The sequence below is a fragment of the Flavilitoribacter nigricans DSM 23189 = NBRC 102662 genome (assembly GCF_002646595.1).
GTDB classification, from domain to species: domain Bacteria; phylum Bacteroidota; class Bacteroidia; order Chitinophagales; family Saprospiraceae; genus Flavilitoribacter; species Flavilitoribacter nigricans.
This window is the reverse complement of the sequence record NZ_PDUD01000040.1, coordinates 1-23,488: the sequence shown is the minus strand read 5'-3', so window position 1 is coordinate 23,488 and position 23,488 is coordinate 1. Positions and strand designations below refer to the sequence as shown.

Sequence of the window (23,488 nt, the reverse complement as noted above, 5' to 3'; positions counted from 1 at the left end):
AAAATTTACCCTTATCTTATACCAAGGCTTAACCTAACCCAAACCTAACACCTTGCGAACCCTGATCCTACTCACTACGCTGATCACCGGCCTCGTGCTGCCGACGGGCACCAATGCAGTGGTGTATCACCATCCCGTCCAATTCAAATCCGAACTTTCACTCCTCTCGTTAAATCTCTTGGATCAGCAAGGTTTAAATAACTCATCGATCCATATTAAAACTCTGGAAAAGCAACTGGGGCGGAAACTGAGGTTCATGGAAAGGGTTGGGCTTTGGATTTTCCGGCGAAAAATGAAAAAAGCTGCCCGGCGTCAATTTAAGGGGAAGTCCCAACGGATCCCTAATGGTAGAGCGCTGGTACTGACCCACAAGCGAAAAGCCAATAAGGTTCGCTATATCCGGATCGGTCAAAAGGTGGCGGTCCTGTCCAAAGGTGCTAGCCAAAAGATTGAAGGTAAACTTGTGGATATTCAGGAGAACAGTGTCGTTATCAGCAAAAAAAGTGGAGAAATAGTTGAAGTCCCGATCAATGATGTTTTTCGGATCAGTAAAAAATCAAGCGGTGCCGCGATCGTTCGGGTGATCGGGGCCATATTCCTGATCATTTCGATTCCTTTTTTCGTTCGCGGGGGCCAGGAGAAAAAATCAGCTAATCAGACATCAGGTTGCGCAACCAGTGCCGCTGCGACCGCCGCGGCGATCGCGCTGATCACTTTTGGCTATACGCTCCTTTTGATTGGCCTGGTGCTCCTGATCATTGGAATAGCGGCTGCCCAAAGTTCGTACGATCTGACGGAAGGCTCGGATTGGGAACTAAGCGCCAAAAAGGCAGATCAGGGATCTTAAAAGCTTGCGCAGTTTTGGGAAATATTCCTATCCGGCACAAGCCACTAAGCGGAAAACCTTAAACATAGTCTTCACTCCAATCCCATTTTTTGTGCAAGGCTTCCATTTCTTTTAATTCGAGTATTTCGGATTCGGACATTTCTTCCAAAGGCGGGAGATCGGCTCTTTTTTGCCGGTAGAGTCTGATCATTTCCTTTTCAACTTCTTCTCTTTGCCATTCTTTGGAGAGGGCTCCCGAGTTGGGTAAACCGAAGGCAGACAGATAAAGAATAGCCAATACCATAACGAAAGCGGGGATAGGTAATCTTAGCCAAAAACCGACCGACGGTAAGTAAAAACTCAACATCAGTAAGATTATCGTCGTGAAGGAAAACACAATAGCACAGATGAAAAAGGCCATTTTTGCTTCTACTTTTTTCTTGGCCTTTTTGCGGAGGTCCTGATCCATTTTAGAGATTTCAGATGAGTAAAAAACCTGGGTGCAGTAAGGTGCTTTTCAGGTGTATGATCGGGGCTCAATTTCCGGGCTTGCCCAGCAAAGCACAAGATGAATAGACGGACGAGCCGATAGGATTGACGAAAGGCGTGAATCCTCATTAGGGATATTGAACTTTGCTCAAAACCGTACTTTCAAAAGATCAGCTTGCGGAAGTTTGTACCTTGCTTATCTTAGAGACGATTTTCTACAATGGTAATTCTGCATAACCCTCAAACCATCTTAAAGTATGGCCCGCTCCAGGTTTGTTCTAGCCTTAATCGTGTGGCTGACCACCAGCCTTTCCGGTTTCCCGCAAAAGGCGGCGGCGGATCAGCAGATACTGGATTTTGACCTTGCTCTGAAGCAATACCTGGAGGTTGAGAAAAAAATCGGGGGCTATATCCGGACGCCTAATGGTCGGTTACATTACCTGCGGATCGGCCCCCGGACCGGCCAAACCCTCATCTGGCTGCACGGTACTTACGGGCACGCCTATGATTTCCTGGACTTTGCCGACATCCTGGCCGCCCGTGGCTATCAGGTCATCGCGCTGGATTACTACGGACACGGTCAGACCAAAATACCGGAGCATCCGGTTTCCATCTACCATCTCGCTGACGATCTAAAAATGCTGATGGATCATCTTGTTATCGATGGAGCGATTGTAGGCGGTCTGTCCAGGGGAGGTACGATCGCCACGGCTTTTTACGATGCCTATCCGGAGCGGGTGAAAGCGCTGATCCTGGCCGATGGAGGATCGGTTTCCTGGGTTACGGAAGTACAAAAGTTGTCGGAAGAAGAAGCCGGTCAGCGATTCGGACAATTTGAGGCACCGGTGAGCCAAGCATATCCCACGCAGCGTCAGGCTTACGATGCGCTGCAATTCGGTCCGGACAGCTCCAAACACTTCAGGAAACTGAATGCTATCCAGTACATCGATACGGTTGGATGGAGTTTTAATTACAATCTGGCGCAATGGTTATGGGAAGACAATCTGGAACACGTGCTGGACGGCGCTTTCCGGCCCACCACCGTACCCCTGTTTGAGGCAAGTAACACCATGCTCAATCCCAGTATCGTCTACCGAAATCTGGACGTGCCGATGTTGATCATCGATCCAGTAAAGGCCGGAGACTGGCTGATGGATTTTGAAGATGAGAACCGGGCGCTTCGGGACCAGCACCCGGAATGGATCACCCATTTGATCTACGAAGACACCTACCACAATATGCAGTTGGACCAACCCGAACAGTTCCGCTCGGACATCCTGGCCTTCTTAAAAAAAGTAGGCAGGTAAGATTTTCAAACTCTAATATACCGGATATGGCCATCGACGGATCAGCAGGTAAGGACAGAAGCGGCTACTGGGATAGATTTCGGTCCCGCTTACTGCGGGATTTTGAGGCAATTTTTGGGGTGTCTTACCAGATCTGGGTGATCAATACCAGCGACGAAGCGGAACTTTTTCTCTGGGAAAACTGGCAGAGGCTCTATCTGCTAGTGGACACTTTGCTGCGTACCAGCAGGGATGATGCTTTCATTCGGACCTATCAGTCATTTGAATTTGAAAATAAATGGTTGGGGTTTGGCCGAATGAAATGGAACGAAACCAACAACCAAAAATGGACCTCTAAATACCGGTCGATAGCGTACCAGAACCGGAAGCTGCAGTTCTTCAATACGGAGATCTGGGCGCCCGACTGGAATACCTGCATTAAAAACGGACGTGGCCCCGATGTATTCATCAATGTTTATCATCACGAAACCATTAAGGAGATCCGGGAAGGAATTGTGATCGCGATCCCGCGCAGCGCTGCCCGGAGTAAGGACGCACTGCTAAAACTTACCATTGAAGCTTTGAGCGATGCGATCCCTCAATCAACAATTGCAACGGTGGACCGCCACTGGAATCCCGGAAAGGGTTTTGTCAATAGGGTAGAGGATATGAATGCGCAGGAGCTATTGAAAATTGTAAACGGAAACCGATAGGATAAACCGGTAATTTTAGAAATACTCCCAAGCCAGGGAGCGATAAATTATTTCATATCAGTCCGTAACATTTTTACAAACAGTTTTCAAATTCACCGAACACGGCTTTTATCCTGCTTGTTATAGTAGTGTATTTCAAAATTCAGAAATGCCTATTTATTAACCTGATAAAACCATTATATTATGTTACGTTATGCATTAATTTTCTTCGTTGTTGCCATTATCGCAGCCGTTCTTGGATTTGGTGGATTTGCCGGTGCTATGGCCGGAATCGCAAAGATCCTTTTCTGGGTATTTATTGTACTGCTGGTAGTATCTCTACTGTCCGGTGCCGTGAAAAGAGTATAAACAGAACTAATATAACGCCAAAAAGATATATTCAATTTTGGCATAGACAGTAACGAAATACAGATAGTTTATTCCGATAAATTGTCTGGAGAAGACGGTTCCTTCCCGATTGGGTTGGGACCGTCTTTGTTTGTTTAAATGTGCTAAGGTGTGAATGTTTTAAAGTGTGAACGTGAGTTTCTGGTAAGGAGATGTGGCCACGTTCCTGTAATGCACCAAATCACCTGTTGTCAAGTATAATTTGCCACTTTTCATAATCGCCCCTATATCATTCCTTACCCTTAAATTCACTTTTCAGGTGCTTTTCGTAGTAGGCATGGGAGTAAAGATCTACCCGGCTTACCGGATCATCGACATGGCCAAGTACCCTAAAAGTCGCAAAATCTTTGGGCTGCATTGAGGCCAGGGTTTGGTTGGCGATCTTTTTATCGTCTACCCAGATCGCGTATTCACTGGCATCCTGCCACTTGTTTAGCAACTGGGTGGTTAAAAAGTCATTTTTCGGAGCCGGCGGCGGAGCGGGGACGTCCATTCCCACTTCATTGGTCCATTCTCCCGGAACCGGAGGGACCGTGACTGCATCTTTCTGCGGATCAGTCAGGGTGCAGGAACAAATGAGGGCCACGGCAAATAAGGTGATAATCGATGTAAACTTTTGCCAGAAATTTACACTGGAAATACTTTCAATTTTCATCATGAGAAAACGTTTTTTGGTAAGTGAAAAATTTAGTGGACTAGCCAAGGGAAAGGATCTTCCTTTCACGATCTGAGCCAGTAGAAGTTGCTGGTACAAAGCCACATTACGATGCTTTCGCAAAACGGATCGATCACAGAGGAATTCGTGATTCATCCGGATAGCCCTTTTGAAAAAATAAAGCAGGGGTTGGTACCAGAATAGCAGACCGAGACATTCGATAAACAAAATATCCAGGCTGTGTTTTTGGTGTTGATGCGCTTGTTCGTGCTCTAATATTTGGACCGGTATTTTGTGGTTCCTCCATCGGTCGGCGGGAACGAAAATGAAGTGAAAAAAGGAATAGATAGGGGTTGGTTCGTTGAGCAACACTAGTTTGCTGTTTCCTACGCTTTGAATTTCCGAACTTTTTATCCTGCTGGCAATATTCCTGATGCTATTCGTCAATCTGATCAATTTTACCAGGACGCCTATCCAGTAGATCATTAACAATACGGGAATAGCACTACCGCCTTCACCGGAAAGCGAACTTCCGGAACCTGTGCCTTTCAGGTCATTACCTAAAATCTCGTGGTTAGAAACCACCGGGACCATCTGGGTGGGAATTGTAATTTCAAAGGTTAATAAAGGGGCGCCGAAAGCAATGATCAGGCATAGGAGGAGATAGATCCGGTTGAAGGTAAAGCTATGCAGATGGGATAATACAATACGGTACAGTATCCAGGTGACAGTCAGGCAGAAGGTAGACAAGACAACATATTCGATCATACTTCTCTTTTTTGGAGGTGCCGGTCATTGATCTCCGGGATACCTTCTGATTGATCATCAGTTGTTTGGAGTGGATTTTTCTATTAAAATAGATTTGTTTCTACAAATGTAGAATAAAAATCCTGCTTTTGCAAGACTATGGTAACAAAAGCCGCTTTTCCCATATCATTTCGGCATCTGAACAGATAGGAAATTTCCATAATGTCGGTCGATTACCGAACATCGCGGCCGCTGGTCCGATTACCGTAATAGCAGCACATCTTTTTGAATGATATACCTGCCCCAAGGTCATTTAATGTATTCTAAAGATTGTTCCTATTTTTTCATCCACGAGTGTTCCTGATTTTTAGCAGTTGGCCCGTAAAGAGGGTTTATTTGATGGTGCTATCGGTTGGTACGGTCACTTAGCTACGGCTGGGTTCCGGTACGGTCCGCAAGCCTGGTCAAATAACGGACTCTATTTGGCTTGCTGCCAAAATTTCAGACTCGATCTAATCAATTCATCCCTCATGAACAAAATTGATCCATGGGACAGCCCAAATGCCAATGACCGGCAATTATCTGTAGACGAAGCGAAAATACTGGACCAGCTTGGACTCACCGGAGATTCGCGCCGAAAGTTCCTCAGCCGGGTATCGGCCGCCAGTCTGAGTGTCCTGGCTTCTCCTTTTTTTACCGCCGAAGTTTTCGGAAAAGCGATCAGTAATAATCCTGCGGCAAGTCCGGAAGAGCTGCTCAACGTGATCCTGGTGGATCTGCGCGTGAATGATACCGTAAAACCGCTCCAGCTGGATTCCCGCATGACTTTACTGGATGCTCTGCGGGAGCGCCTGCAACTGACCGGCACTAAAAAAGGGTGCGATCACGGTCAGTGCGGAGCCTGCACGGTAATGATCGACGGTAAACGCAAGTTATCCTGCCTTACCCTGGCGGCTACCTGTAAAGGCAAAGAGATCACCACCATCGAAGGCCTGGCCGGGGAGGATGATCTGCACCCCATGCAGGCTGCATTCCTCAAACACGACGGTTTTCAGTGCGGGTACTGTACGCCCGGTCAGATCTGTTCGGCGGTCGCTCTACTGGACGAAGCGAAGGAGGGGGAAGCAAGTTACGTCACCGAAGCAGTTGGGGAAATAAAGGAGGATATACAGCTTTCCGAAGAGGAGATCCGCGAACGCATGTCCGGCAATATCTGCCGCTGCGGAGCCTATAATAACATTGTTCAGGCGATTATGGAAGTGCAGTCCGGGGAAGAAACACCGGCCCGCTGGGAGTTTGCTTCCGCCGAACAAATGAAAAAGGCAAAGTCATCCTAAGCAAATATCCGGAGTCTTCGGTCTATCTATATTCAACCGGAACCTACCTTCCGGGGTCAATCCATTTCAATTGAAAATCAATACCCTATGAGACCATTTGTTTTTACCCAGGCCCAAAACCAGGAGCAGGCACTAGCGGCGGCAGCCGCCAACGAGACGGCCAAATACCTGGGCGGCGGCACCAATCTGATCGATCTGATGAAGGAAGATGTTGAACGTCCATCCGAGTTGATCGAAGTTGCCGGGCTGGGTTTTCAGGAAATAAAATCTAATCAAAACGGCGGTTATACACTGGGAGCGATGCTCAGCAACGCCGATACCGCTAATCATCCGGATATTCGCCGGCATTACCCACTGCTGTCCATGGCCATGCTTTCGGCGGCTACCGCGCAGATCCGGAATATGGCCACCAACGGCGGTAATCTCTTACAACGCACGCGCTGTCCCTATTTCTACGAAACTTCCATGCCCTGTAATAAACGGGAACCGGGTAGCGGCTGTGGCGCCCGCAACGGAATGAATGCCCTGCACGCCATCTTTGGTTGGAATGAACAATGTGTAGCGGTAAATCCCTCGGATATGTGTGTAGCGCTGGCCGCAATCGGGGCTAAGGTACAGGTGCAGCGGGTAAACGGCACCACCCGGACGATCGATTTTTCCGATTTTCATCGTCTGCCGGGCGATCAGCCGGAAGCCGATAACACGCTGCAGCCCAATGAGCTCATTACCGCCATTGAGCTACCCAAGCCGGCATTTTCGAAGCATTATTACTACCTGAAGATCCGCGAGCGCTCCAGCTATGCGTTTGCCCTAATCTCCGTCGCTGCCGGCCTGCAGATCGAAAACGGAACTATTGTCCGGGCCGGACTAGCCATGGGTGGTGTAGCCCACAAGCCCTGGAAACTAACGCGAGCCGAGGAGTTTCTGACCGGCAAACTACCGCAAACGAAAAATTTTGAACAGGCGGCAGAATTGGCGATGCGGGAAGCCCGCCCGCTGGAGGATAACGAGTACAAGGTAGAAATGGGAAAAAAAGCGATCGTGCGGGCGCTTACCCAGGCTTACGAAAAAAACGCGTAAAACAAACACCATGAAAAACACAACACCATCAGGAACAGGAAATCCGATCGATCGGGTAGAAGGACATTTGAAGGTAAGGGGAATGGCAAAATATGCCTCGGAATTTCCGGTCAGCGGTAAAGTATACGCCCAGGCGATCAACAGTACCATCGCCAAAGGGGAGATCACGGCCATAGATACCTCAGAAGCCGAAAAACAGGAGGGCGTGATCGAGATCATCACCTACAAGAATGCCGAAAAGCTGAAGCGCTACGACGAAGAATTACCGTCTCTGTTGCCCGACGTCATCCAACCGGTGCTGCAAAGTCCCAAAGTCCACTACTACGGTGAATACGTGGGGCTGGTGGTAGCGGAGACCTTCGAACAGGCACAGTATGCCGCCCGACTGGTAAGATTTGAATACCGGACCGAGGAACCCAGGATCCACCTGGACCGGCAGCGGAGTGACGCCTACAAACCCGAGGAATCATCGGATTATTCCCGGGGCGATGTTGCGGCGGGAATGGCCGAGGCCGACGAGAAAGTCGAAGTGACCTACCATACGCCCATTGAGCACCATCACCCCATGGAGCTGCATGCGATCATTGCTTCCTGGGAAAACGGTGAGGTGAAGGCGTACGCCAGTCAGCAAATGATCGACAATGCGGCCATTACCATCGCCAATACCTTTCAGATCCCCAAGGAGAAAGTACGGGTCATTGCGCCCTATGTGGGCGGCGGATTCGGCTCTAAATTGCACGCTAAGCAACACGTAATCCTGGCCATCATGGCGGCCCGCAAGATCGGGCGTCCGGTGCAGCTCACCGTCACCCGGCAACAGATGTTTACCAATACCAATTTCCGGCAGCAAAACGAACAGAAAATGCAGTTGGGAGCCAAAAAGGACGGTACGCTGACGGCGCTGGTCCACGAAACCCTGTCGCACACGTCCACTTACGAGGAATACCAGGAATCCTGTGGTACCGTTTCCAAAATGCTTTACAAGGTGCCTAATAATAAAGTGAGCCACCGCCTGGTCCCATTGAATCTGCAAACGCCTTTCGCCATGCGCGCACCGGGCGAAGCTACCGGAAGTTTTGCCCTGGAATCGGCCATCGATGAGCTGGCCTGGAAGCTGAAAATGGATCCGATCGAATTCCGGATCAAGAACGATACGCAAACCGACCCCAGCAACAACAAACCTTTTTCTTCCCGTCTGCTGACGGAGTGTCTCCGCATTGGAGCCGATAAATTCGGCTGGGAACGGCGCAAAATGAAACCGGGCGCCCAACAGGAAGGCAACTGGCTGATCGGCTACGGCGTCAGCGGGGCATCCCGGGCGGCTCCCTACCGGGAAACCTCCTCCAAAGTCAAACTGGAGCTCAAAGGAGGGAAGGTCTACGCGACCATTCAGATGGATGCTACGGACATCGGTACCGGAAGCTATACGATCATCACCCAGACGGCTTCCGAATATCTGGATATTCCCGTGGATCAGGTGAGTGTGGAACTGGGCGATTCGCTGTTCCCCGTGACGCCCGGTTCGGGTGGATCCTGGGGCGCGGCTTCTTATGCCAACGGGGCCCGGGTGGCCTGCATGAATGCGATCCGCGAGCTCAACCAAAAACTGAATACGGACGAAGACCTGAGCATCCAGGCGTTGCTGGAGAAAAATGAACTCAGCTCCTACGAGACCACGGGTACGGCCAAACCTTCCGAAGCCTTTAAAAAACATTCGGTGTATTCTTTCGGGGCCAATTTCGCCGAGGTCTGGGTGGATAAGGATACCGGGATGTACCGGATCAAACGGATGGTCAATGTGGGTGCCTGCGGTAAGATACTCAATCCCAAGACCGCTTTTGGACAGATCATCGGCGGACTGACGATGGGCGCCGGTATGGTAATTGCCGAACAAAGCCGGATCGAACCTAAATACGGTAACTTCATCACCCGCTCCTTTGCGGATTACCACGTGCCGGTCAATCTCGATCTGGCGAATATCGATGTGGTATTTCTGCCGGAAGAAGATAAAATTGCCAACGAGATGGGCGTCAAAGGCATCGGCGAACTCGGCATTACCAGTGTGGCGGCCTCCATTGCCAATGCGATCTTCAATGCCACGGGAAAGCGGATGCGCGATCTGCCGATCACTCCGGAAAAACTGATCATGGCGGAGCCCGAACCGGATGCTATTTAAAATAAAAATTCCCCAGCCGGAGGTTTTCCCTAGCTGAGAGCAGTATTGACAAGCGGTTTGGTCCTGAATGTATTGGATACGTTGGGACCAAACCGTTTCCTGTATTATCTATCGAACGATTATAATTTAAAATCGACCCGTAATCCTTTCTCCTCTTTAACTATCGGATACTTTCCGGCCGGAATTTTGATCTCGTAGGCACGATCCTTGACTTTTAAGGTTCCGCTGTAGGCTTCTTCCATCAGGAAATATTTCTCGGAGAAGAAGGTCCGTCTGGCTCCTTCGGTCAGATCCGAATAGGATATGGACATACTGCCGAGGGACTGTTTGCTGAAATTGAGCCTGGCGATGGTTTGACGGTCGCCGATCCCCGCGATCTTCAGTTCACTGCCGATAATGCAGATCCCTTTGCCCTCACAATTTTTTTTGTTCCTTCCCAATCCGACTCCCGAAACGGTGGTATCTCCGGCAGCAGGCATGACGAAATTGGATGGTATTCCCGGGCTGGTCAGGATAAACAGCCCCAGCAGTAATTGATAATAAATAGCATTCATTTGGTGGAATTGGTTATTCAGTTTTCAATTGAATGGAAGTCTACCCAGAGTGGCGATAAAGGCACCGCCACTCTGGGTTTATTTTATCCGCCGATCTCGATCAGAAAGCCGGCTTTGGTGCGGGTAAGCTTGTGGCTTCCGGCCGGAATACTGATCTTCAGACTTTTTTCTCCCATTTTAATGGATCCGGTATAAGGGTCCTTCATCACGAATTCTTTGCCGGAAAACTGCTTCTCGATGGTCTTTTTCGTCATCGATTCGGAATAGGCCAGGATCCTGGATACACCTCCACTGCGGCTGAAGGTGATGTCGGCCTTGCCGAAGTTATCTTTCATTTCAAATTTTCCGTTGAAGGAGGCCGATACCAGACAGATACCGACGCCGTCGCAGGCAGCGGTTGGCCTGCCGTAGCCGATACCGGTGGTCGTAGTCTCGAAAAATAGTTCTGAGGATGCGGGCGCTACGGCTGCTTTATCAGCAGGTAAGAAAAACGCCAAAAGGGTAATAAGCACAGAAAATGACATGGATAATTTGGTTTAATGAGTGATTAAAAAATTGTATTGAGGCTGATCAGCATGACAAAACTATGGTGCCGGGGCAACGGAAAATTCACCCATTTGGGTGAATTTTTGGGGCAATAAAATGGCGGAAAGCAGCGCTCGCCGGGCCGGGCGTAAAGCTTCCGATGGCGGCGGAAACCACGAATAAAAGGCCTGTGGAGAGGTTTAAAGGCAGTTTCCTATCGTTGATGCTTGGAACAATACAGCGATCTGAATACTTTTATCCTTGATTAATTTCCAGGATAATGCCGCGTCCCAAGATCAGATTATGGATGTCCATTTGGATGAGCCTGCTGTCCGTAGTGCTGGTGACGGTCCTGTCGGTTTTCTTTTACCGGGCCTTTCAGACGGCCCTGAATGAGCGGGTGCTGCTGCAGTTGACTTCGGTCAAAAGATTAAAAAAAGTACAGATCGAGGCTTACCTGAACCGGATATGGGAAGATTTCACCAACGAACCGGTAGATGGCCCCAACCCTAATTCCTTTGTTATCGATGCCGATCAGTTGGACACACTGGGACGTAACGCCGGATTAGCATTTCAATCGCCCGTTGCCGGGATCTACGACCTAACGCCGTACAGCGACAGTGGAGCCTTATCCTTATTGCTCATCCGGCCATTGGATAGCCTGCAGTACGCCGTCCGGCGACATCCGGGAGCTGCCATTCAGCGTATACTGCTGGAACGCACGGGAATGGGGGAGAGCGGCGAAAGTTACCTGGTCGGTAGAGATTACCATCTGCGCTCGCTTTCCAGGTTTTTCCCGGAGCAGGCACCGTATAGTTTTAGGGCAGAAACCGAAGGGGTGAAACAGGCGCTTGCCGGAAAGCAGGGCACGGGCATCTTTCCCGATTATCGTGGCGTGATGGTCTACAGTTCCTACCAACCCATTCAATTCAAGCATCTGAACTGGGTGATCTTATCCGAAATGGACGTGGAAGAGGTACAGGCACCGCTGCTGGAATTAAAGCGACAACTGGTGGCCATCGTCATCTTTGTGTTACTCCTGGCCATCCTGATCTCCTATTTCATGGCCCGGGCGTTCTCCAAACCCATCCTCCGCATGCGGTCCCATCTGCATGACATGGCGGCGGGAAACTACGATATCACCATTAGTCCGGGTAAGGGACCGAAAGAACTGGGCGCCTTATTTACGGCGCTCGGCGATCTGAAAGCATCGATCAAAGGCGCTATTCATTTCTCCCAGCAGATCGGGCAGATGGAATTAAGCGCCGACTTTGAACCCCTCGGCGACAATGATAAACTCGGCCATTCCCTGCTGAAAATGCGGGAACAACTGATCCGCTACCACCAGTTGCAGGAGCAAAACAACCTTGCCAATCAAAAATCCTTCCTGAACGGTCAGGAAAAAGAACGCAGTCGATTGGCCAAGGAACTGCACGACGGTCTGGGGCCGCTGCTGACCAGTCTGAAACTTTCTATTCAGTCTACTGATCTGCCCGCTCCCCGGAAAACGCAATTGAAACAGCTACTGGATGAGATGATCGTGGAAGTCCGGAGAATGACTTATGATCTGATGCCCCAGGCGCTGCTCGATTTCGGAGTGGGAAAAGCGGTGGTGCATCTGACCGAAATGGTGCGAAAGAGCAGTAAGCTGAATGTACACTACGTCAATTCCATGAAAGATGATGATCCGGCAGGCCTGGATACGGAAACGCACATCAATTTATTCCGGATTATCCAGGAATTGCTGAATAATACCCTGAAGCACGCCCAGGCCGAAAATGTGCGCTTATCCCTCACTCAATTTGACGATAAGGTGGCCTTGTATTACCAGGATGACGGCAAGGGCTTTAAATTAGATGAGGTGCAATACGGTTATGGATTGAAGAACATCAAAGAGCGGGTTAAGGTGTTTAACGGGTATCTTTCCATTCACGCCGATGAGCATGGCACCGAAGTGGAAGTAGAAATTCCGATAAAAGATGAGTAAAATAAAGATCGCGATAGTTGATGACCACCAGCTGTTTCGGGACGGCCTGGCGGGGCTGTTGTTGAAGCATGAATACTTCGAACTTCTGGCGAGCCTGCCGGACGGCGAATCCCTGCTGCAATTTCTGGAAGAGCGGGAATCACCGGATATCATCTTACTGGACCTGACCATGCCGGGACTGGGCGGTTTTGAGGTATTAAAAAGGTTGAAGAAGCACTACAAAAAGATCAGGAGCATTGTCATTTCCATGCACGAGGATGGCAACTATATCGTAAAATGCGCCAAAGCGGGCGCCTACGGCTATCTGCTCAAAAATGCGGACGAAGACGAATTACTCACCGCCATTCACAAGGTATACCGGGGAGAACGATACTACAATGACGATATATCGGCCAGGATGTTCCAAAATCTATCCCTGCAGCAAAGCATACCGGAAAAATTGACCAAACGGGAGATCGAAGTGTTGCACCATCTTGCCGAAGGCCTGACCACCAAAGAAATGGCCGAAAAAATGTTCATAAGTACCCGTACCATCGAGACGCACCGGGCCAATATGCTGAAAAAACTGGACGTTAAAAATACCGCAGAATTGATCAAACGGGCCACTCAGTTGCATCTGCTGTCCTGATCCTGGCCTGGGAATCTACTAGAGCGGAATTAGAATACTTAGTTATTGTGGGTCTGTTTAATTAATTGTAAATCAGTATCGTATGTTGAGTTACGGGTGATGTCCCTTTACGCTACTCCGTATTTATACGGATAAAAAAATACCGAATTTCTCAGAGAGGAATCCTCTTCGACAGAATGTTTTATAAGTAATTAAGTTACAAAAACATCAAGTCTATGAAGAGATTACTTTTAGTGCTTACCGTTAGTATGATATTTGCCTCATTTGGTTACGCACAGCAAAAAAATGATCTGAGAGGGCCGCAAGCTAAGAATTACAAATCCTGGAAATATAAATCCGAAAAGAAAGCGGTTGTTGCCAAAGTATCCGGCAAAAAACTGACCGGCCCACAGGCAAAAAATAAAAAATCACTCCGGGCGGACGAGGCCGAGTACACCGCCGTCACATCGGGAAAACGCCCGAAAGTAACCGGACCAAAAGCTAAGAACTGGAAACTCATGCCACCGGAGGCCGCAAACACCGATGATGGTACCGATATCGCATCGGATGAGCCGAAACGGCCCGCAGATAAAAATCGGAAGGTCGAAATGGACAAGGATAATCGTTGACCTATCCTGGTAGTTTAGATGTCCTGATTGCCTTTACCATAAGTCATGCTAATCAGGAGTTAAATTTGGAGGAAATGTGAATTTAGGCACAAAATATAAGTAGCGAAATGATCATTTCCCGGCTTTGCGTGCAGTAGGTTGTAATATGGTTTTACATGGCGTACTTACAGCACGCTGAGCCTGCCCAATTATTTCACTGGCTACCTACATTTTGTCCCTCCGGGACTTTTAACCCCCCGATTTGGATAAGTTTGTTCCGAATTTTGGGTCAATGCGATATAGAGGCCCAATGGATGGCCAGACGTAAACTGTAGAGCGGTATCGAGGTAACTTGGTACCGCTCTCCGGTTTTTAAGGAAAGTTATTAGACAGATGGCCAATCTGGAGCGCCTGGCTTTAGATAAATAAGCTGGTAGACGCGTTGTCTTATCTCCTTTCGAAACATGTTGTGTTCCTTCTATCTTATGATCTCGGTCCATTACCTGAATTAAGTTTCCAAACTTTTCTTTTACCCATTTTGACTCCTGGCCTTAACTAATCAAGTCTACCAAATACACACTTTTCTAGCCCGCTTGATCAAGTGACCTTTCTCCAGGTCCTAATTTTCCGGAGCTTTGAATTAAGCTTTTAAGCGAAAATTTAAATCAAGTAAATCACACCTTAAAATTCCTGTTATTATGAAAAAGTTGATCTTGTTTTTTTCCCTCGCCATTTTTTCATTTGCTGTTACGCCGGTCGCTGCCCAGCATGGAGCAGAGGTAAGGAATACGGATTTTGCCTTCACGGTGGATGATGGATGCGGATTCTACGCCGTATCCGGTACATTAAAAAGGATTAGTTCAGAGAACGGTGTCGTGTATATCTATAAGGGTATCGCTACGGAAATTGCTACCGGAGAATCCGTGCCTTTAAATGTAAGAGTGGTCGAACACGGCAATCAAAACGGATTCACGCTTCCTTTCACCCTGGTGTTTCCTTCCAAGGCCGTAATACACTCGGTATTTCACATTAATGAAACCGAAGACGGCATCCATGTAGTTGAAGAGAGTTGGGTAAAGTGCAAATAAGCGCTCAACCTATTGGTAATACCTGCCGATAAAAGTGAATAATACAGTTAGCCGTTGATCGTAATCGGTCAGCGGCTTTTTGTGATAACATAGGCCCATTCGTAGCGTATGCTCCAATCAGTAACCTAATCCTATCGCTGGAGAAATGGATTTTTGAAATATAGCGTAATGCAGATAATTCCCTTATTCCCACTTTCTTTTTAGACAACTTCAACCGAACCTTCGAATAATAGCTATACCAGTTGGACAGTCTGGATTGAAAATCACTATATTGGTTGAGCATTGCCTGGAGCGGATCTCAATCCAAAATAATAGAGGAGATCAACCGGAAAAAACTCGATCCATGTTCAACAAATTGCTTCCCTACATTTCAGCCGTTTTCCTGTTTCTGATCATTAGCGTCATCTACTTTTATCCGCAATTCCAGGGTTTGGAAATGCCCAAGGGCGACCTTACCCAGTGGCGGGGCATGGTACAGGAAATCAAGAACTACAAGGCAGAAACGGGGAAGGACGCACTTTGGACGAACGCTATGTTTGGCGGTATGCCGACGTATCAGATCGATAGCATCCGTAAAGGAAATGGGTTGACGGTGATCCAGCAACTCGCCCGTTTGGGGATCCCTTCTCCCGCCGGATTGTTCTTTGTCGGGATGCTGAGCTTTTTTGTTATGCTGGTTGTACTCCGGGTGAATACCTGGCTGGCCATAGTAGGCGCTATAGCCTTCGGGCTCACTACCAATAATCTGGTGTTATTCGAAGCCGGGCACATTTCCAAACTAATGGCTATTCTTTATCTGCCGCTGGTCATTGCCGGTATGATCCTGGTCTTTCGCAAGCGCTATCTGCTGGGGGGAGCCATTTTCGCCCTGGGAACCGGCCTGAACCTCTGGGCCAGTCACCCCCAAATGTCCTACTATTTTGTGCTGACCACTGTCTTTTTCGGTATTGCCGAACTGGTAAAAGCGATTCGGGAAAAACAGCTGCCCGATTTCCTCAAAGCAGTCGGTACTTTAGTCATCGGCGGTTTGCTGGCGCTGGGGAGCGCTGCCTCGAATATATTACCGACGCTGGAATACGCAGAGGATACCATGCGGGGTAAGCCGATCCTGGAAGCAGCAGGCGGGATCGATCCGGGATCCAGCAGCCAAACGGAAGGACTGGCCTGGGACTACGCCATGCAGTGGAGTAATGCTACGATCGATCTCTTTTCCTCCTTCATTCCGGGTGTTGCCGGAGGGGCCACCAATGAGCCGGTGAGTCGCGATTCGGAGATCGGTCGGGAACTGACCCGCAGAGGGGCGCAATTGCCGCCAACTTTTGCTTTACCGCTCTACTGGGGAGGGGTGGGGAGTACCAGCGGACCAATCTATTTCGGGGCCATCGCCTTTTTCTTTTTCTTTATGGGGCTTACCCTGGTCAAGGGGCCCGTTAAATGGTGGCTGGCGCTGGGCGTGCTGCTCACTTTTCTGTTGTCAATGGGGGCTAATCTCGAATGGTTTAACCGCTTCATCTTTGAATATATTCCTCTCTACAATAAATTCCGGACGCCCAACTCGGTCCTTAGCGTAACGGCGGTGCTGGTGCCGGCACTGGGTTTTATGGCTGTCAACCGGATCATTAAAGGCGAAGTATCCACGCCGGAAGTAATGCGCAGCCTGCTGATCTCCGGTGGGATCCTTGGCGCGATCTGTCTGTTTTTCCTACTGCTGGGACCATCGATGTTTGATTTTACTCATCCCTCGGATCCCCAGCGGGCCCAGAATATCCAACCGGAACTACTGATCGCCATGCGGAAATCACTGATGCAATCCGATGCACTTCGCAGCCTGATACTGATCGGACTGAGCGCCGCCGGGATCTGGGCTTTTATCCAAAACAAGCTGGACCAGAAATGGCTGATGCTCGGTCTGGGAGCATTAGTGCTTTTTGATATGTGGGGTGTCGGTCGCCGGTACCTCAATGAGGATTCGTTTTATCCCAAAAGAGCGATCGCGAATACGCACGCTCCGCGCCCGGTCGACACCCAGATCCTGCAGGATCAGGCGCTCAGCTTCCGGGTATTGGACCTCACGGAACCCACTTTTGTCTCTACCCGCGCTTCCTATTACCATAAATCCATCGGGGGCAATCACGCCGCTAAGTTGCAGCGCATTGAGGACATCATTCAGCACCATATCCAGCAAGGGAATCAGGCCGTACTGGATATGCTGAATACCAAATATTTTATCCAGCCCGGACCGGATGATCAGGCTACCGCCGTGGTCAACCCCGGTGCTCTTGGTAATGCCTGGTTTGTCAGTGATCTGGAAATTGTGCCCAACGCCAATGCGGAGATCGATGCACTGACCGATTTTGATCCGTCCCGCACGGCCGTGGTAAATACAGAATTTCAGGACTATGTGAGCGGCCTCAATCCCAACGGCACGGGTACCATCGAATTGACCGCCTACGCTCCCGATAAACTGACTTATACCAGTAATACCAGCGGCGAACAACTTGCGGTATTCTCCGAGGTTTGGTACGGCCCCGACAAAGGCTGGAAAGCCTATATTGACGGAGAACCGCTTGCCCACATCCGGGTGAATTACCTGTTGCGCGCCTTACGGGTACCCGCCGGCCAGCACACCATTGTTTTTGAGTTTTCACCGGGGATCTATAAAGCCGGTGTAGCCATTTCTCTAATATCTTCTCTTATCATCATTTTGGGCATACTTGGCCTGGCCGCTTACTATGCCTATGGGTTCTGGCAGAACCTGCAACATCAGCCGGCTACAAAGGTTACTACCAGTCAAAAAGCCAAGAGAACGGTTGCCCGTAAAAAGAAAAAATAAAATAGGAGGCCTTAATGCACATACCGTGTTTACCCAAATAGCTTGGGAAATATCCGCTTCCAGGGTATAGACTTCCGGTCTGTCTCTGTCTTTACCTCTCATCTCAGTTTTTGGGGAAGCTTTATTGCGTTCGCCTGAATTCTGGCCAGGTATTTAAAAAGTTTCCATATTTAAATATTTGCAAGTTTATATGTTGTTTTTACTGGTTTTCAGGAAATTACTTTCTGTAAAATTATAGATCAAGGAAATTTTAAGTAGATTTATTTCCTCCATGAATTATCTGACGCATTATCCTTGAAACGAAGTGATCTAGTCCTGACATGCATGTAATAGTCGGGATTCCCAAAGCGCTTCGGTCAGCAACGGCTGTACTCCAATTGGCTGTATCCTGACTAGGTTTGACAGGCCAGGACCCAAGCCAATTTACATCAGTATAGCATTAGCTTTTATCTGGTCTCCTATCATTCATTTCAAAAACACCTTATTATGATGAACCCATTTAAGCCGATTTTCAGATGTCTGCTTTTGCTGGTCCTGGTGGCAGGCCTGCAGCAGCACACTATGGCCCAGATCAATGTCACCGGGCAGATCAGGGATTCCGAAGACAGTAGCCCGGTAGTTGGGGCCACTGTACTGGTCAAAGGCACCGGTACCGGCACCATAACTGATGTCGACGGTAACTTCAGTATCGAAGTGCCTTCGCCGGATGACGTGCTCGTCTTCTCCTATGTCGGATACGAATCCCAGGAAATTCCGGTGGACAACCAGCGCGTGATCAACGTAAGTTTAGCGGTATCCGCCTCCCAGTTGGATGAGATCGTAGTGGTTGGATACGGTACGGTCCGGAAAAGCGACCTGACCGGATCGGTAGGCTCCGTGAATGGAGATGAACTGAATTCAGTTTCCCAGACTTCGGTGGATCAGACCTTGCAGGGGAGGGTTGCGGGGGTTAGGATTACCCAAACGAATGCAGAACCCGGTGGTGGATTTTCGGTCAGGATACGGGGAACGAATTCCATTACGGCCGGCAATGAACCCTTGTATGTGGTGGATGGCTTACCGGGAACCAATCCGCTGAACTCCCTAAACCCGTCGGATATTGAATCGGTGGAGGTGCTTAAAGATGCTTCCGCTACGGCGATATACGGCGCGCGGGGCTCCAATGGGGTGATTATAATTACCACCAAACAGGGCAAAAAGGAAGCGCCTTTAACGGTCAACTACAATGTATCGGTGGGTTTACAGGAACCTTCCCGGATGCTCGACATGATGAATGCCCAGGAGTACATGTCCTTTTACAATGACGTCTACGCCGATCGGGGGCAAGCGGCCCCATTCAGTGCGGAAGATATCCGCAGGATCGGAAACGGTACCAACTGGCAGGACGAAGTACTACGTTCGGCCGGTGTGCAGGACCACCGTATTTCGTTTAGCGGTGGATCCAAAGAAACGCAGTACTATTTGTCACTCGGTTATTTTAATCAGGCCGGGATCATCCTGAACAGCGGATTTCAACGGTTTTCCGGACGCATCAATCTGGTACACGCCATTAGTGAGAAATTTAAAGTCGGGATAAATTTTAACAATAGTATTGAACATAAGACCAGTGCCCGGATCACGAATGGGGTAAACGTCGAGGCCGGGGTGGTCGGAGCGGCGCTACAGATGCCGCCTACGGATCCGGTATACGATGATAATGGCAACTTCGGGATTAGTTTGCAGGACCTGAGTAATCCCGTGGGGCAGGCGGAAACGATTGATGAATTTGACAACATCTCCCGCATGTTCGGGAATGCTTATATCGATTACAAATTTTTCGACGCTTTGAGTGCAAAGCTCAATTTTGGGTTCAGTCGCAGAAATATCGAAGGAGATTACTTTTTCGATACCCAAACCCTGATTGGTCAATTGCAGGAAGGACAAGCCAATAAAACCTTTAATGGCAACACGGATTACCTGATCGAATTTACCAGCCAGTACGATCCGGAACTGGGAGATGATCACCGTTTATCCTTACTGGGCGGTTTTGGCTATCAGCAGTTTGTCAGCACCGGCTTTTCGGCCACTTCCCGAAATTTCTCCAGTACGGCTTTCGGATCCAACAATCTGGGTGCCGGCGAGGCGGCCCAGAATCTGGTGACTTCCAGTAAGCAGGAGAATACGATCGTCTCCGGTTTTGCCCGCTTAAACTATAACATGTACGACAAATACCTGTTGACGGGTACCTTCCGGGCGGACGGCTCTTCCCGTTTTGGTGAAAACAACAAGTTTGCCTATTTCCCTTCCGGCGCTTTGGCCTGGCGTATCTCCAATGAGTCCTTTTTCCCGGAAGGCAACTTCATCGACGATCTGAAACTGCGGGCGAGTATCGGCATCAGTGGTAACCAGGAGATCGGGAACGGCCAGTCTCAGATATTGCTGGGCAGGGGGCCGGTTGCCGTACTGGACGGCATGGAATTTGAGTCGATCGCTCCCATTCAGTTGGCCAATCCCGATCTTAAGTGGGAAACGACGCAGTCCTTTAATGTGGGCGTAGATATGACCGTACTGGACGGCCGGATCAGCGGCTCGGTGGAGTATTTCATCAACAAAACGCGTGATCTGCTGCTGGCTTTACCGGTGCCGACCACTACCGGTTTCGGGACTTCTCTGCAAAATGTGGGCGATACGGAAAACCGGGGTTTCGAATTTAATGTGACCTCCCGAAATCTGATCGGCGCATTTTCCTGGACGACCAGTCTGAATTTTGCCACGCTGCAAAATGAAGTGATCAGTCTGGGAGAATTACCCCGCATCCTGCAGGGCGGTGTTAGGTTCCTCAATGATTTTACTTTATTGGAGCCCGGCGTGCCTATGAATTCCTACTTCGGTTATGAATATGTAGGCGTATTCCAGTCGGAGAGTGATATTGAAAATTCACCTACCCAGGCGAATTCCTATGTGGGCGGAAGAAAATTCAGGGACGTTAACGGAGACGGAGCCATTACCCCCGATGACCGAACCGTACTGGGCAATCCGTTCCCCAACCTTACTTTAGGTCTCAATAATGTTTTTAAGTTCAATAACTTCCAGCTTGAGTTTTTCTTTGAGGGACGGTTTGGTTACGAGCTGGCCAACGTAACGACCATTGATTCGGAAAACCCGATCGATGATCTGCGAAACCGGCAACGCTACGTCCTGGACCGGTGGACCCCGACCAATAATTCGAGCAACGTTCCCTCTTTTATCCAGCCTTCCCGATCCTTCGATTTCAACAGCCGGGTCGTTGAAGACGCTTCCTTTTTGCGCCTGCGGAATTTCCGACTGGCTTATAGTTTCCCGGGCATGGGAGGCAGGAGTATTTCGGGTTTGACCATCTACCTGGCCGGCCAGAATTTAATCACGATTACCGATTACCGGGGATATAATCCGGATATCAATGTGTTCGGATCTTCCAATACGGTGATCGATTATACGGCCTATCCGCTGGCAAGAACTTATTCGTTTGGGATTGATGTCAAATTTTAAACATTAAAACAATGAAAAAATCTATCCTATTTATATTCACAGTCACCGTACTCTGCAGCATCACTTCCTGCGATGGATTACTGGAAGAAAAGACCTATACGGCCCTGCAGCCATCGGATTTCTTTAATACCCTGGAGGATGCGGAGATTACCCTGAATTCGGTCTACGGCGAATTGAGATACAGCGATATTACCCGCGATGCCGTCACCCTGCAGGAGGTCTGTACGGATATTCACCTGGAAAGAAGTGGTGGTATTTATACCTGGAACGAACCCATCGAACAGTTTACCTGGAACAGCTCACACCAATGGTTGAGAAACGACTGGGAACGAAGGTACCGCGGAATATTCAAAGCCAATGTCGTACTCGATAATCTGGATCCCATCACGGGCGATGAAGACCGGAAAGAGGAAATACGGGCGGAAGCGGTCTTTTTGCGGGCGTTTAATTATTTCCTGCTTTACGACAAATTTGGCCCGGTTCCTCTGGTGACCACCAGCGTTACCAATGTGACGGACCGGCCGGCCAGAGCAACGGATCAGGAAATGATCGATTTTATAGAGGCGGAATTTAAAGCTGCCGCTACCGCTTTACCGTTGACGCCTCCGAAAAACCAGTACGGTCGCCCGACGAAAGGAGCTGCCCTGACGGCTTTGATGAAGCTCTACCTGATGACCAAAGACTGGAATAATGCCGCCGCTACCGCATCCGAAGTGATGAGCCTCGGTATTTATGATCTCTTTACCGAAGGGAACCGAACCGAGTTGTTCAGTCCGGATCACCAGCGTGACAATGAGTTTATTTTTGTTTCCGTCATGTCCGACACCCCTAATAATGATACCGGAGACGGCTGGTTGAGTCACGTGGTGCCGAGAGGTTACCAGTGGATGTACCCACCCCGGCAGATCTTTGCCGCCGAATACAAAATACGCTCGGCCTTTCTTGAACTGTTCGAAGCGGGAGACGAACGGCTCGATGCCTTCCTCTTTGAATTTGTCAATGCGGATGGAGAGACCATTGAGTTGGGTACGGATAATGTCCGGAGCCTCAAATTTCCGGAATATCCCACCCAGGGAGCCAGCCGCTCGTCCGACGATTTTCCCTTTTTCAGATATGCGGATGTGCTGTTGAGCCGGGCGGAAGCCCTCAATGAACTAAATGGCCTGGATCAGGAAGCGGTCGATCTGCTGAATATGGTGCGGGATGCTGCCGGTGTGCCCCAGAAAGCACTGAGCGACTTTGGCAGCGCTCAGGAATTCAAAGACTTCCTGCTGGATGAAAGGGGCCGGGAGTTCCATACCGAAGCCATCCGAAGACAGGATCTGATCCGACACGGAAAATTCATTGAGATGGCCATTGCGCGGGGAAAACCGGCACAGAGTTTTCACGTGCTTTATCCGATACCCCTGACGGAAATTGAGCGCAATCCGAATCTGATTCAGAATGAGGGGTATTGATCATTGAGCCCGTTTTGCCTAAAAAAGTGGGCTGGTTGTGGAGCGGTATCGGACTAGTTCGATATCGCTCCATACAAAATGTGGGCACCTACTTTTTTGTCAATAAGGACAGCTAATCTATCATATTCTTGCCAATTTCACTAAACTATAAAGAGATGTAGGATTTTGTAGCGAATGGGAGAATTAACCTAATCCTGCCAGGAGAATTTTCAAAGATTAGCAAGGTCTTTTTTGACAATGTCCAGATATTGGGAAAATTGAATATATGCAGGAAAAGCATTAGCCAATTCAGCCCAGTGTTTTTCAGCGGCCTGAAAGTATTTACGAGCCTGCTCTATTTTGCTTTGTTTTCGATTGAAGTCACCCAATTTCCAATAAGAAATGGCCAATCCGTTTTTAAAGGATACATTTTGTGGATATGCCTCATAGAGTTCTGTATTGAAGCGGGAGTATTCTTCAAAGAAAGTCAAAGCTTTGTCCAAATTGCCGAGCGCGGAATGGGTCTCCCCGAGTTTTTCATAAGAAATGGCCAATCCGTTTTTAAAGGATACATTTTGTGGATATGCCTCATAGAGTTCTTTACTCAATTGAGCATCCAGATCGTAGAAAGTCAAAGCTTTGTCCAA

At 49.0% G+C, this 23,488-nt stretch carries 19 protein-coding genes and 1 pseudogene; 14 read left to right on the top strand and 6 right to left on the bottom strand.

Going from position 1 to position 23,488, the window contains the following annotated elements; genetic code table 11:
* Positions 1 to 52 precede the first annotated feature (52 nt).
* The gene (locus CRP01_RS31990) at positions 53 to 847 is read left to right on the top strand and encodes a hypothetical protein (protein ID WP_099154157.1); all 795 of its coding nucleotides are present in this window, start codon (positions 53 to 55) and stop codon (positions 845 to 847) included.
* 58 nt (positions 848 to 905) lie between these two features.
* On the opposite strand, the gene CRP01_RS31985 is transcribed toward CRP01_RS31990, so the two are convergent.
* Positions 906 to 1,295, bottom strand: a complete 390-nt coding sequence (locus tag CRP01_RS31985; RefSeq protein ID WP_099154156.1) for a 2TM domain-containing protein — start codon at positions 1,293 to 1,295, stop codon at positions 906 to 908.
* A 277-nt stretch (positions 1,296 to 1,572) separates the two neighbouring features.
* On the opposite strand from CRP01_RS31985, the gene CRP01_RS31980 reads away from it, so the two are divergent.
* The 3 genes from CRP01_RS31980 (at position 1,573) to CRP01_RS31970 (ending at position 3,662) form a co-directional block, all read left to right on the top strand.
* Positions 1,573 to 2,622, top strand: coding sequence for an alpha/beta fold hydrolase (locus CRP01_RS31980; RefSeq protein ID WP_099154155.1), 1,050 nt, complete (start codon positions 1,573 to 1,575; stop codon positions 2,620 to 2,622).
* 26 nt (positions 2,623 to 2,648) lie between these two features.
* On the top strand, positions 2,649 to 3,314 hold the full coding sequence (locus tag CRP01_RS31975) for a hypothetical protein (protein ID WP_099154154.1): 666 nt from the start codon (positions 2,649 to 2,651) through the stop codon (positions 3,312 to 3,314).
* 183 nt (positions 3,315 to 3,497) lie between these two features.
* Complete coding sequence (locus CRP01_RS31970; protein ID WP_099154153.1) at positions 3,498 to 3,662, top strand: DUF1328 domain-containing protein; 165 nt, start codon at positions 3,498 to 3,500, stop codon at positions 3,660 to 3,662.
* Between the two features lie 268 nt (positions 3,663 to 3,930).
* Here the strand turns inward: CRP01_RS31970 and CRP01_RS43075 are convergent, their stop codons facing one another.
* Together CRP01_RS43075 and CRP01_RS43510 are read right to left on the bottom strand one after the other, a co-directional pair.
* Complete coding sequence (locus tag CRP01_RS43075) at positions 3,931 to 4,359, bottom strand: hypothetical protein (protein WP_233752803.1); 429 nt, start codon at positions 4,357 to 4,359, stop codon at positions 3,931 to 3,933.
* A 12-nt stretch (positions 4,360 to 4,371) separates the two neighbouring features.
* Positions 4,372 to 4,842 (bottom strand): annotated as a pseudogene (locus CRP01_RS43510) (M56 family metallopeptidase); the annotation flags it as partial.
* 791 nt (positions 4,843 to 5,633) lie between these two features.
* Between CRP01_RS43510 and CRP01_RS43070 the strand changes: the two are divergent.
* The 3 genes from CRP01_RS43070 to CRP01_RS31950 all read left to right on the top strand — a co-directional run bounded on the left by CRP01_RS43070 (position 5,634) and on the right by CRP01_RS31950 (position 9,696).
* Positions 5,634 to 6,440 (top strand): 2Fe-2S iron-sulfur cluster-binding protein, encoded by an 807-nt coding sequence (locus CRP01_RS43070; protein WP_099154151.1) that lies wholly within the window; start codon positions 5,634 to 5,636, stop codon positions 6,438 to 6,440.
* Positions 6,441 to 6,527: 87 nt separating this feature from the next.
* Positions 6,528 to 7,520: an FAD binding domain-containing protein gene (locus CRP01_RS31955; protein ID WP_099154150.1), complete on the top strand. Its 993-nt coding sequence runs from the start codon at positions 6,528 to 6,530 to the stop codon at positions 7,518 to 7,520.
* Between the two features lie 10 nt (positions 7,521 to 7,530).
* Positions 7,531 to 9,696 (top strand): xanthine dehydrogenase family protein molybdopterin-binding subunit, encoded by a 2,166-nt coding sequence (locus CRP01_RS31950; RefSeq protein ID WP_099154149.1) that lies wholly within the window; start codon positions 7,531 to 7,533, stop codon positions 9,694 to 9,696.
* Positions 9,697 to 9,815: 119 nt separating this feature from the next.
* Here CRP01_RS31950 and CRP01_RS31945 read toward each other — a convergent pair whose 3' ends face one another.
* Both CRP01_RS31945 and CRP01_RS31940 read right to left on the bottom strand, forming a co-directional pair.
* The gene (locus CRP01_RS31945) at positions 9,816 to 10,250 is read right to left on the bottom strand and encodes a hypothetical protein (RefSeq protein ID WP_099154148.1); all 435 of its coding nucleotides are present in this window, start codon (positions 10,248 to 10,250) and stop codon (positions 9,816 to 9,818) included.
* Positions 10,251 to 10,333: 83 nt separating this feature from the next.
* Positions 10,334 to 10,774 carry a hypothetical protein gene (locus CRP01_RS31940; protein WP_099154147.1) on the bottom strand — a complete coding sequence of 147 codons (441 nt, stop codon included), beginning with the start codon at positions 10,772 to 10,774 and terminating at the stop codon, positions 10,334 to 10,336.
* 308 nt (positions 10,775 to 11,082) lie between these two features.
* Here CRP01_RS31940 and CRP01_RS31935 point away from each other — a divergent pair, with 308 nt between their 5' ends.
* The 7 genes from CRP01_RS31935 to CRP01_RS31905 all read left to right on the top strand — a co-directional run bounded on the left by CRP01_RS31935 (position 11,083) and on the right by CRP01_RS31905 (position 22,862).
* Positions 11,083 to 12,762, top strand: coding sequence for a sensor histidine kinase (locus tag CRP01_RS31935; protein ID WP_170110620.1), 1,680 nt, complete (start codon positions 11,083 to 11,085; stop codon positions 12,760 to 12,762).
* Positions 12,755 to 13,390 (top strand): response regulator, encoded by a 636-nt coding sequence (locus CRP01_RS31930; protein WP_099154145.1) that lies wholly within the window; start codon positions 12,755 to 12,757, stop codon positions 13,388 to 13,390. The genes CRP01_RS31935 and CRP01_RS31930 overlap by 8 nt, the downstream gene beginning before the upstream one ends.
* Before the next feature lie 215 nt (positions 13,391 to 13,605).
* A complete protein-coding gene (locus CRP01_RS31925; RefSeq protein ID WP_099154144.1) occupies positions 13,606 to 13,998 on the top strand; it encodes a hypothetical protein in 393 nt (130 codons plus the stop codon).
* A 677-nt stretch (positions 13,999 to 14,675) separates the two neighbouring features.
* On the top strand, positions 14,676 to 15,065 hold the full coding sequence (locus CRP01_RS31920) for a hypothetical protein (RefSeq protein ID WP_099154143.1): 390 nt from the start codon (positions 14,676 to 14,678) through the stop codon (positions 15,063 to 15,065).
* Between the two features lie 343 nt (positions 15,066 to 15,408).
* A complete protein-coding gene (locus tag CRP01_RS31915; RefSeq protein ID WP_099154142.1) occupies positions 15,409 to 17,898 on the top strand; it encodes a YfhO family protein in 2,490 nt (829 codons plus the stop codon).
* A gap of 486 nt (positions 17,899 to 18,384) precedes the next feature.
* On the top strand, positions 18,385 to 21,405 hold the full coding sequence (locus CRP01_RS31910) for a SusC/RagA family TonB-linked outer membrane protein (RefSeq protein ID WP_099154141.1): 3,021 nt from the start codon (positions 18,385 to 18,387) through the stop codon (positions 21,403 to 21,405).
* An 11-nt stretch (positions 21,406 to 21,416) separates the two neighbouring features.
* Entirely contained in the window at positions 21,417 to 22,862 is a 1,446-nt protein-coding gene (locus CRP01_RS31905; RefSeq protein ID WP_099154140.1) for a RagB/SusD family nutrient uptake outer membrane protein, read from the top strand.
* A 209-nt stretch (positions 22,863 to 23,071) separates the two neighbouring features.
* Here CRP01_RS31905 and CRP01_RS31900 read toward each other — a convergent pair.
* Positions 23,072 to 23,488: tetratricopeptide repeat protein (locus tag CRP01_RS31900; protein WP_143473619.1), on the bottom strand; the 417-nt coding region annotated here is incomplete at its 5' end.

What these genes read in the sequence shown, in the direction of transcription:
- CRP01_RS31985 (WP_099154156.1), bottom strand. Translation starts at nt 1,295, where the DNA reads ATGGATCAGGACCTCCGCAAAAAGGCCAAGAAAAAAGTAGAAGCAAAA.
- CRP01_RS31980 (WP_099154155.1), top strand. Translation starts at nt 1,573, where the DNA reads ATGGCCCGCTCCAGGTTTGTTCTAGCCTTAATCGTGTGGCTGACCACC.
- CRP01_RS31975 (WP_099154154.1), top strand. Translation starts at nt 2,649, where the DNA reads ATGGCCATCGACGGATCAGCAGGTAAGGACAGAAGCGGCTACTGGGAT.
- CRP01_RS31970 (WP_099154153.1), top strand. Translation starts at nt 3,498, where the DNA reads ATGTTACGTTATGCATTAATTTTCTTCGTTGTTGCCATTATCGCAGCC.
- CRP01_RS43075 (WP_233752803.1), bottom strand. Translation starts at nt 4,359, where the DNA reads ATGATGAAAATTGAAAGTATTTCCAGTGTAAATTTCTGGCAAAAGTTT.
- CRP01_RS43070 (WP_099154151.1), top strand. Translation starts at nt 5,634, where the DNA reads ATGAACAAAATTGATCCATGGGACAGCCCAAATGCCAATGACCGGCAA.
- CRP01_RS31955 (WP_099154150.1), top strand. Translation starts at nt 6,528, where the DNA reads ATGAGACCATTTGTTTTTACCCAGGCCCAAAACCAGGAGCAGGCACTA.
- CRP01_RS31950 (WP_099154149.1), top strand. Translation starts at nt 7,531, where the DNA reads ATGAAAAACACAACACCATCAGGAACAGGAAATCCGATCGATCGGGTA.
- CRP01_RS31945 (WP_099154148.1), bottom strand. Translation starts at nt 10,250, where the DNA reads ATGAATGCTATTTATTATCAATTACTGCTGGGGCTGTTTATCCTGACC.
- CRP01_RS31940 (WP_099154147.1), bottom strand. Translation starts at nt 10,774, where the DNA reads ATGTCATTTTCTGTGCTTATTACCCTTTTGGCGTTTTTCTTACCTGCT.
- CRP01_RS31935 (WP_170110620.1), top strand. Translation starts at nt 11,083, where the DNA reads ATGTCCATTTGGATGAGCCTGCTGTCCGTAGTGCTGGTGACGGTCCTG.
- CRP01_RS31930 (WP_099154145.1), top strand. Translation starts at nt 12,755, where the DNA reads ATGAGTAAAATAAAGATCGCGATAGTTGATGACCACCAGCTGTTTCGG.
- CRP01_RS31925 (WP_099154144.1), top strand. Translation starts at nt 13,606, where the DNA reads ATGAAGAGATTACTTTTAGTGCTTACCGTTAGTATGATATTTGCCTCA.
- CRP01_RS31920 (WP_099154143.1), top strand. Translation starts at nt 14,676, where the DNA reads ATGAAAAAGTTGATCTTGTTTTTTTCCCTCGCCATTTTTTCATTTGCT.
- CRP01_RS31915 (WP_099154142.1), top strand. Translation starts at nt 15,409, where the DNA reads ATGTTCAACAAATTGCTTCCCTACATTTCAGCCGTTTTCCTGTTTCTG.
- CRP01_RS31910 (WP_099154141.1), top strand. Translation starts at nt 18,385, where the DNA reads ATGATGAACCCATTTAAGCCGATTTTCAGATGTCTGCTTTTGCTGGTC.
- CRP01_RS31905 (WP_099154140.1), top strand. Translation starts at nt 21,417, where the DNA reads ATGAAAAAATCTATCCTATTTATATTCACAGTCACCGTACTCTGCAGC.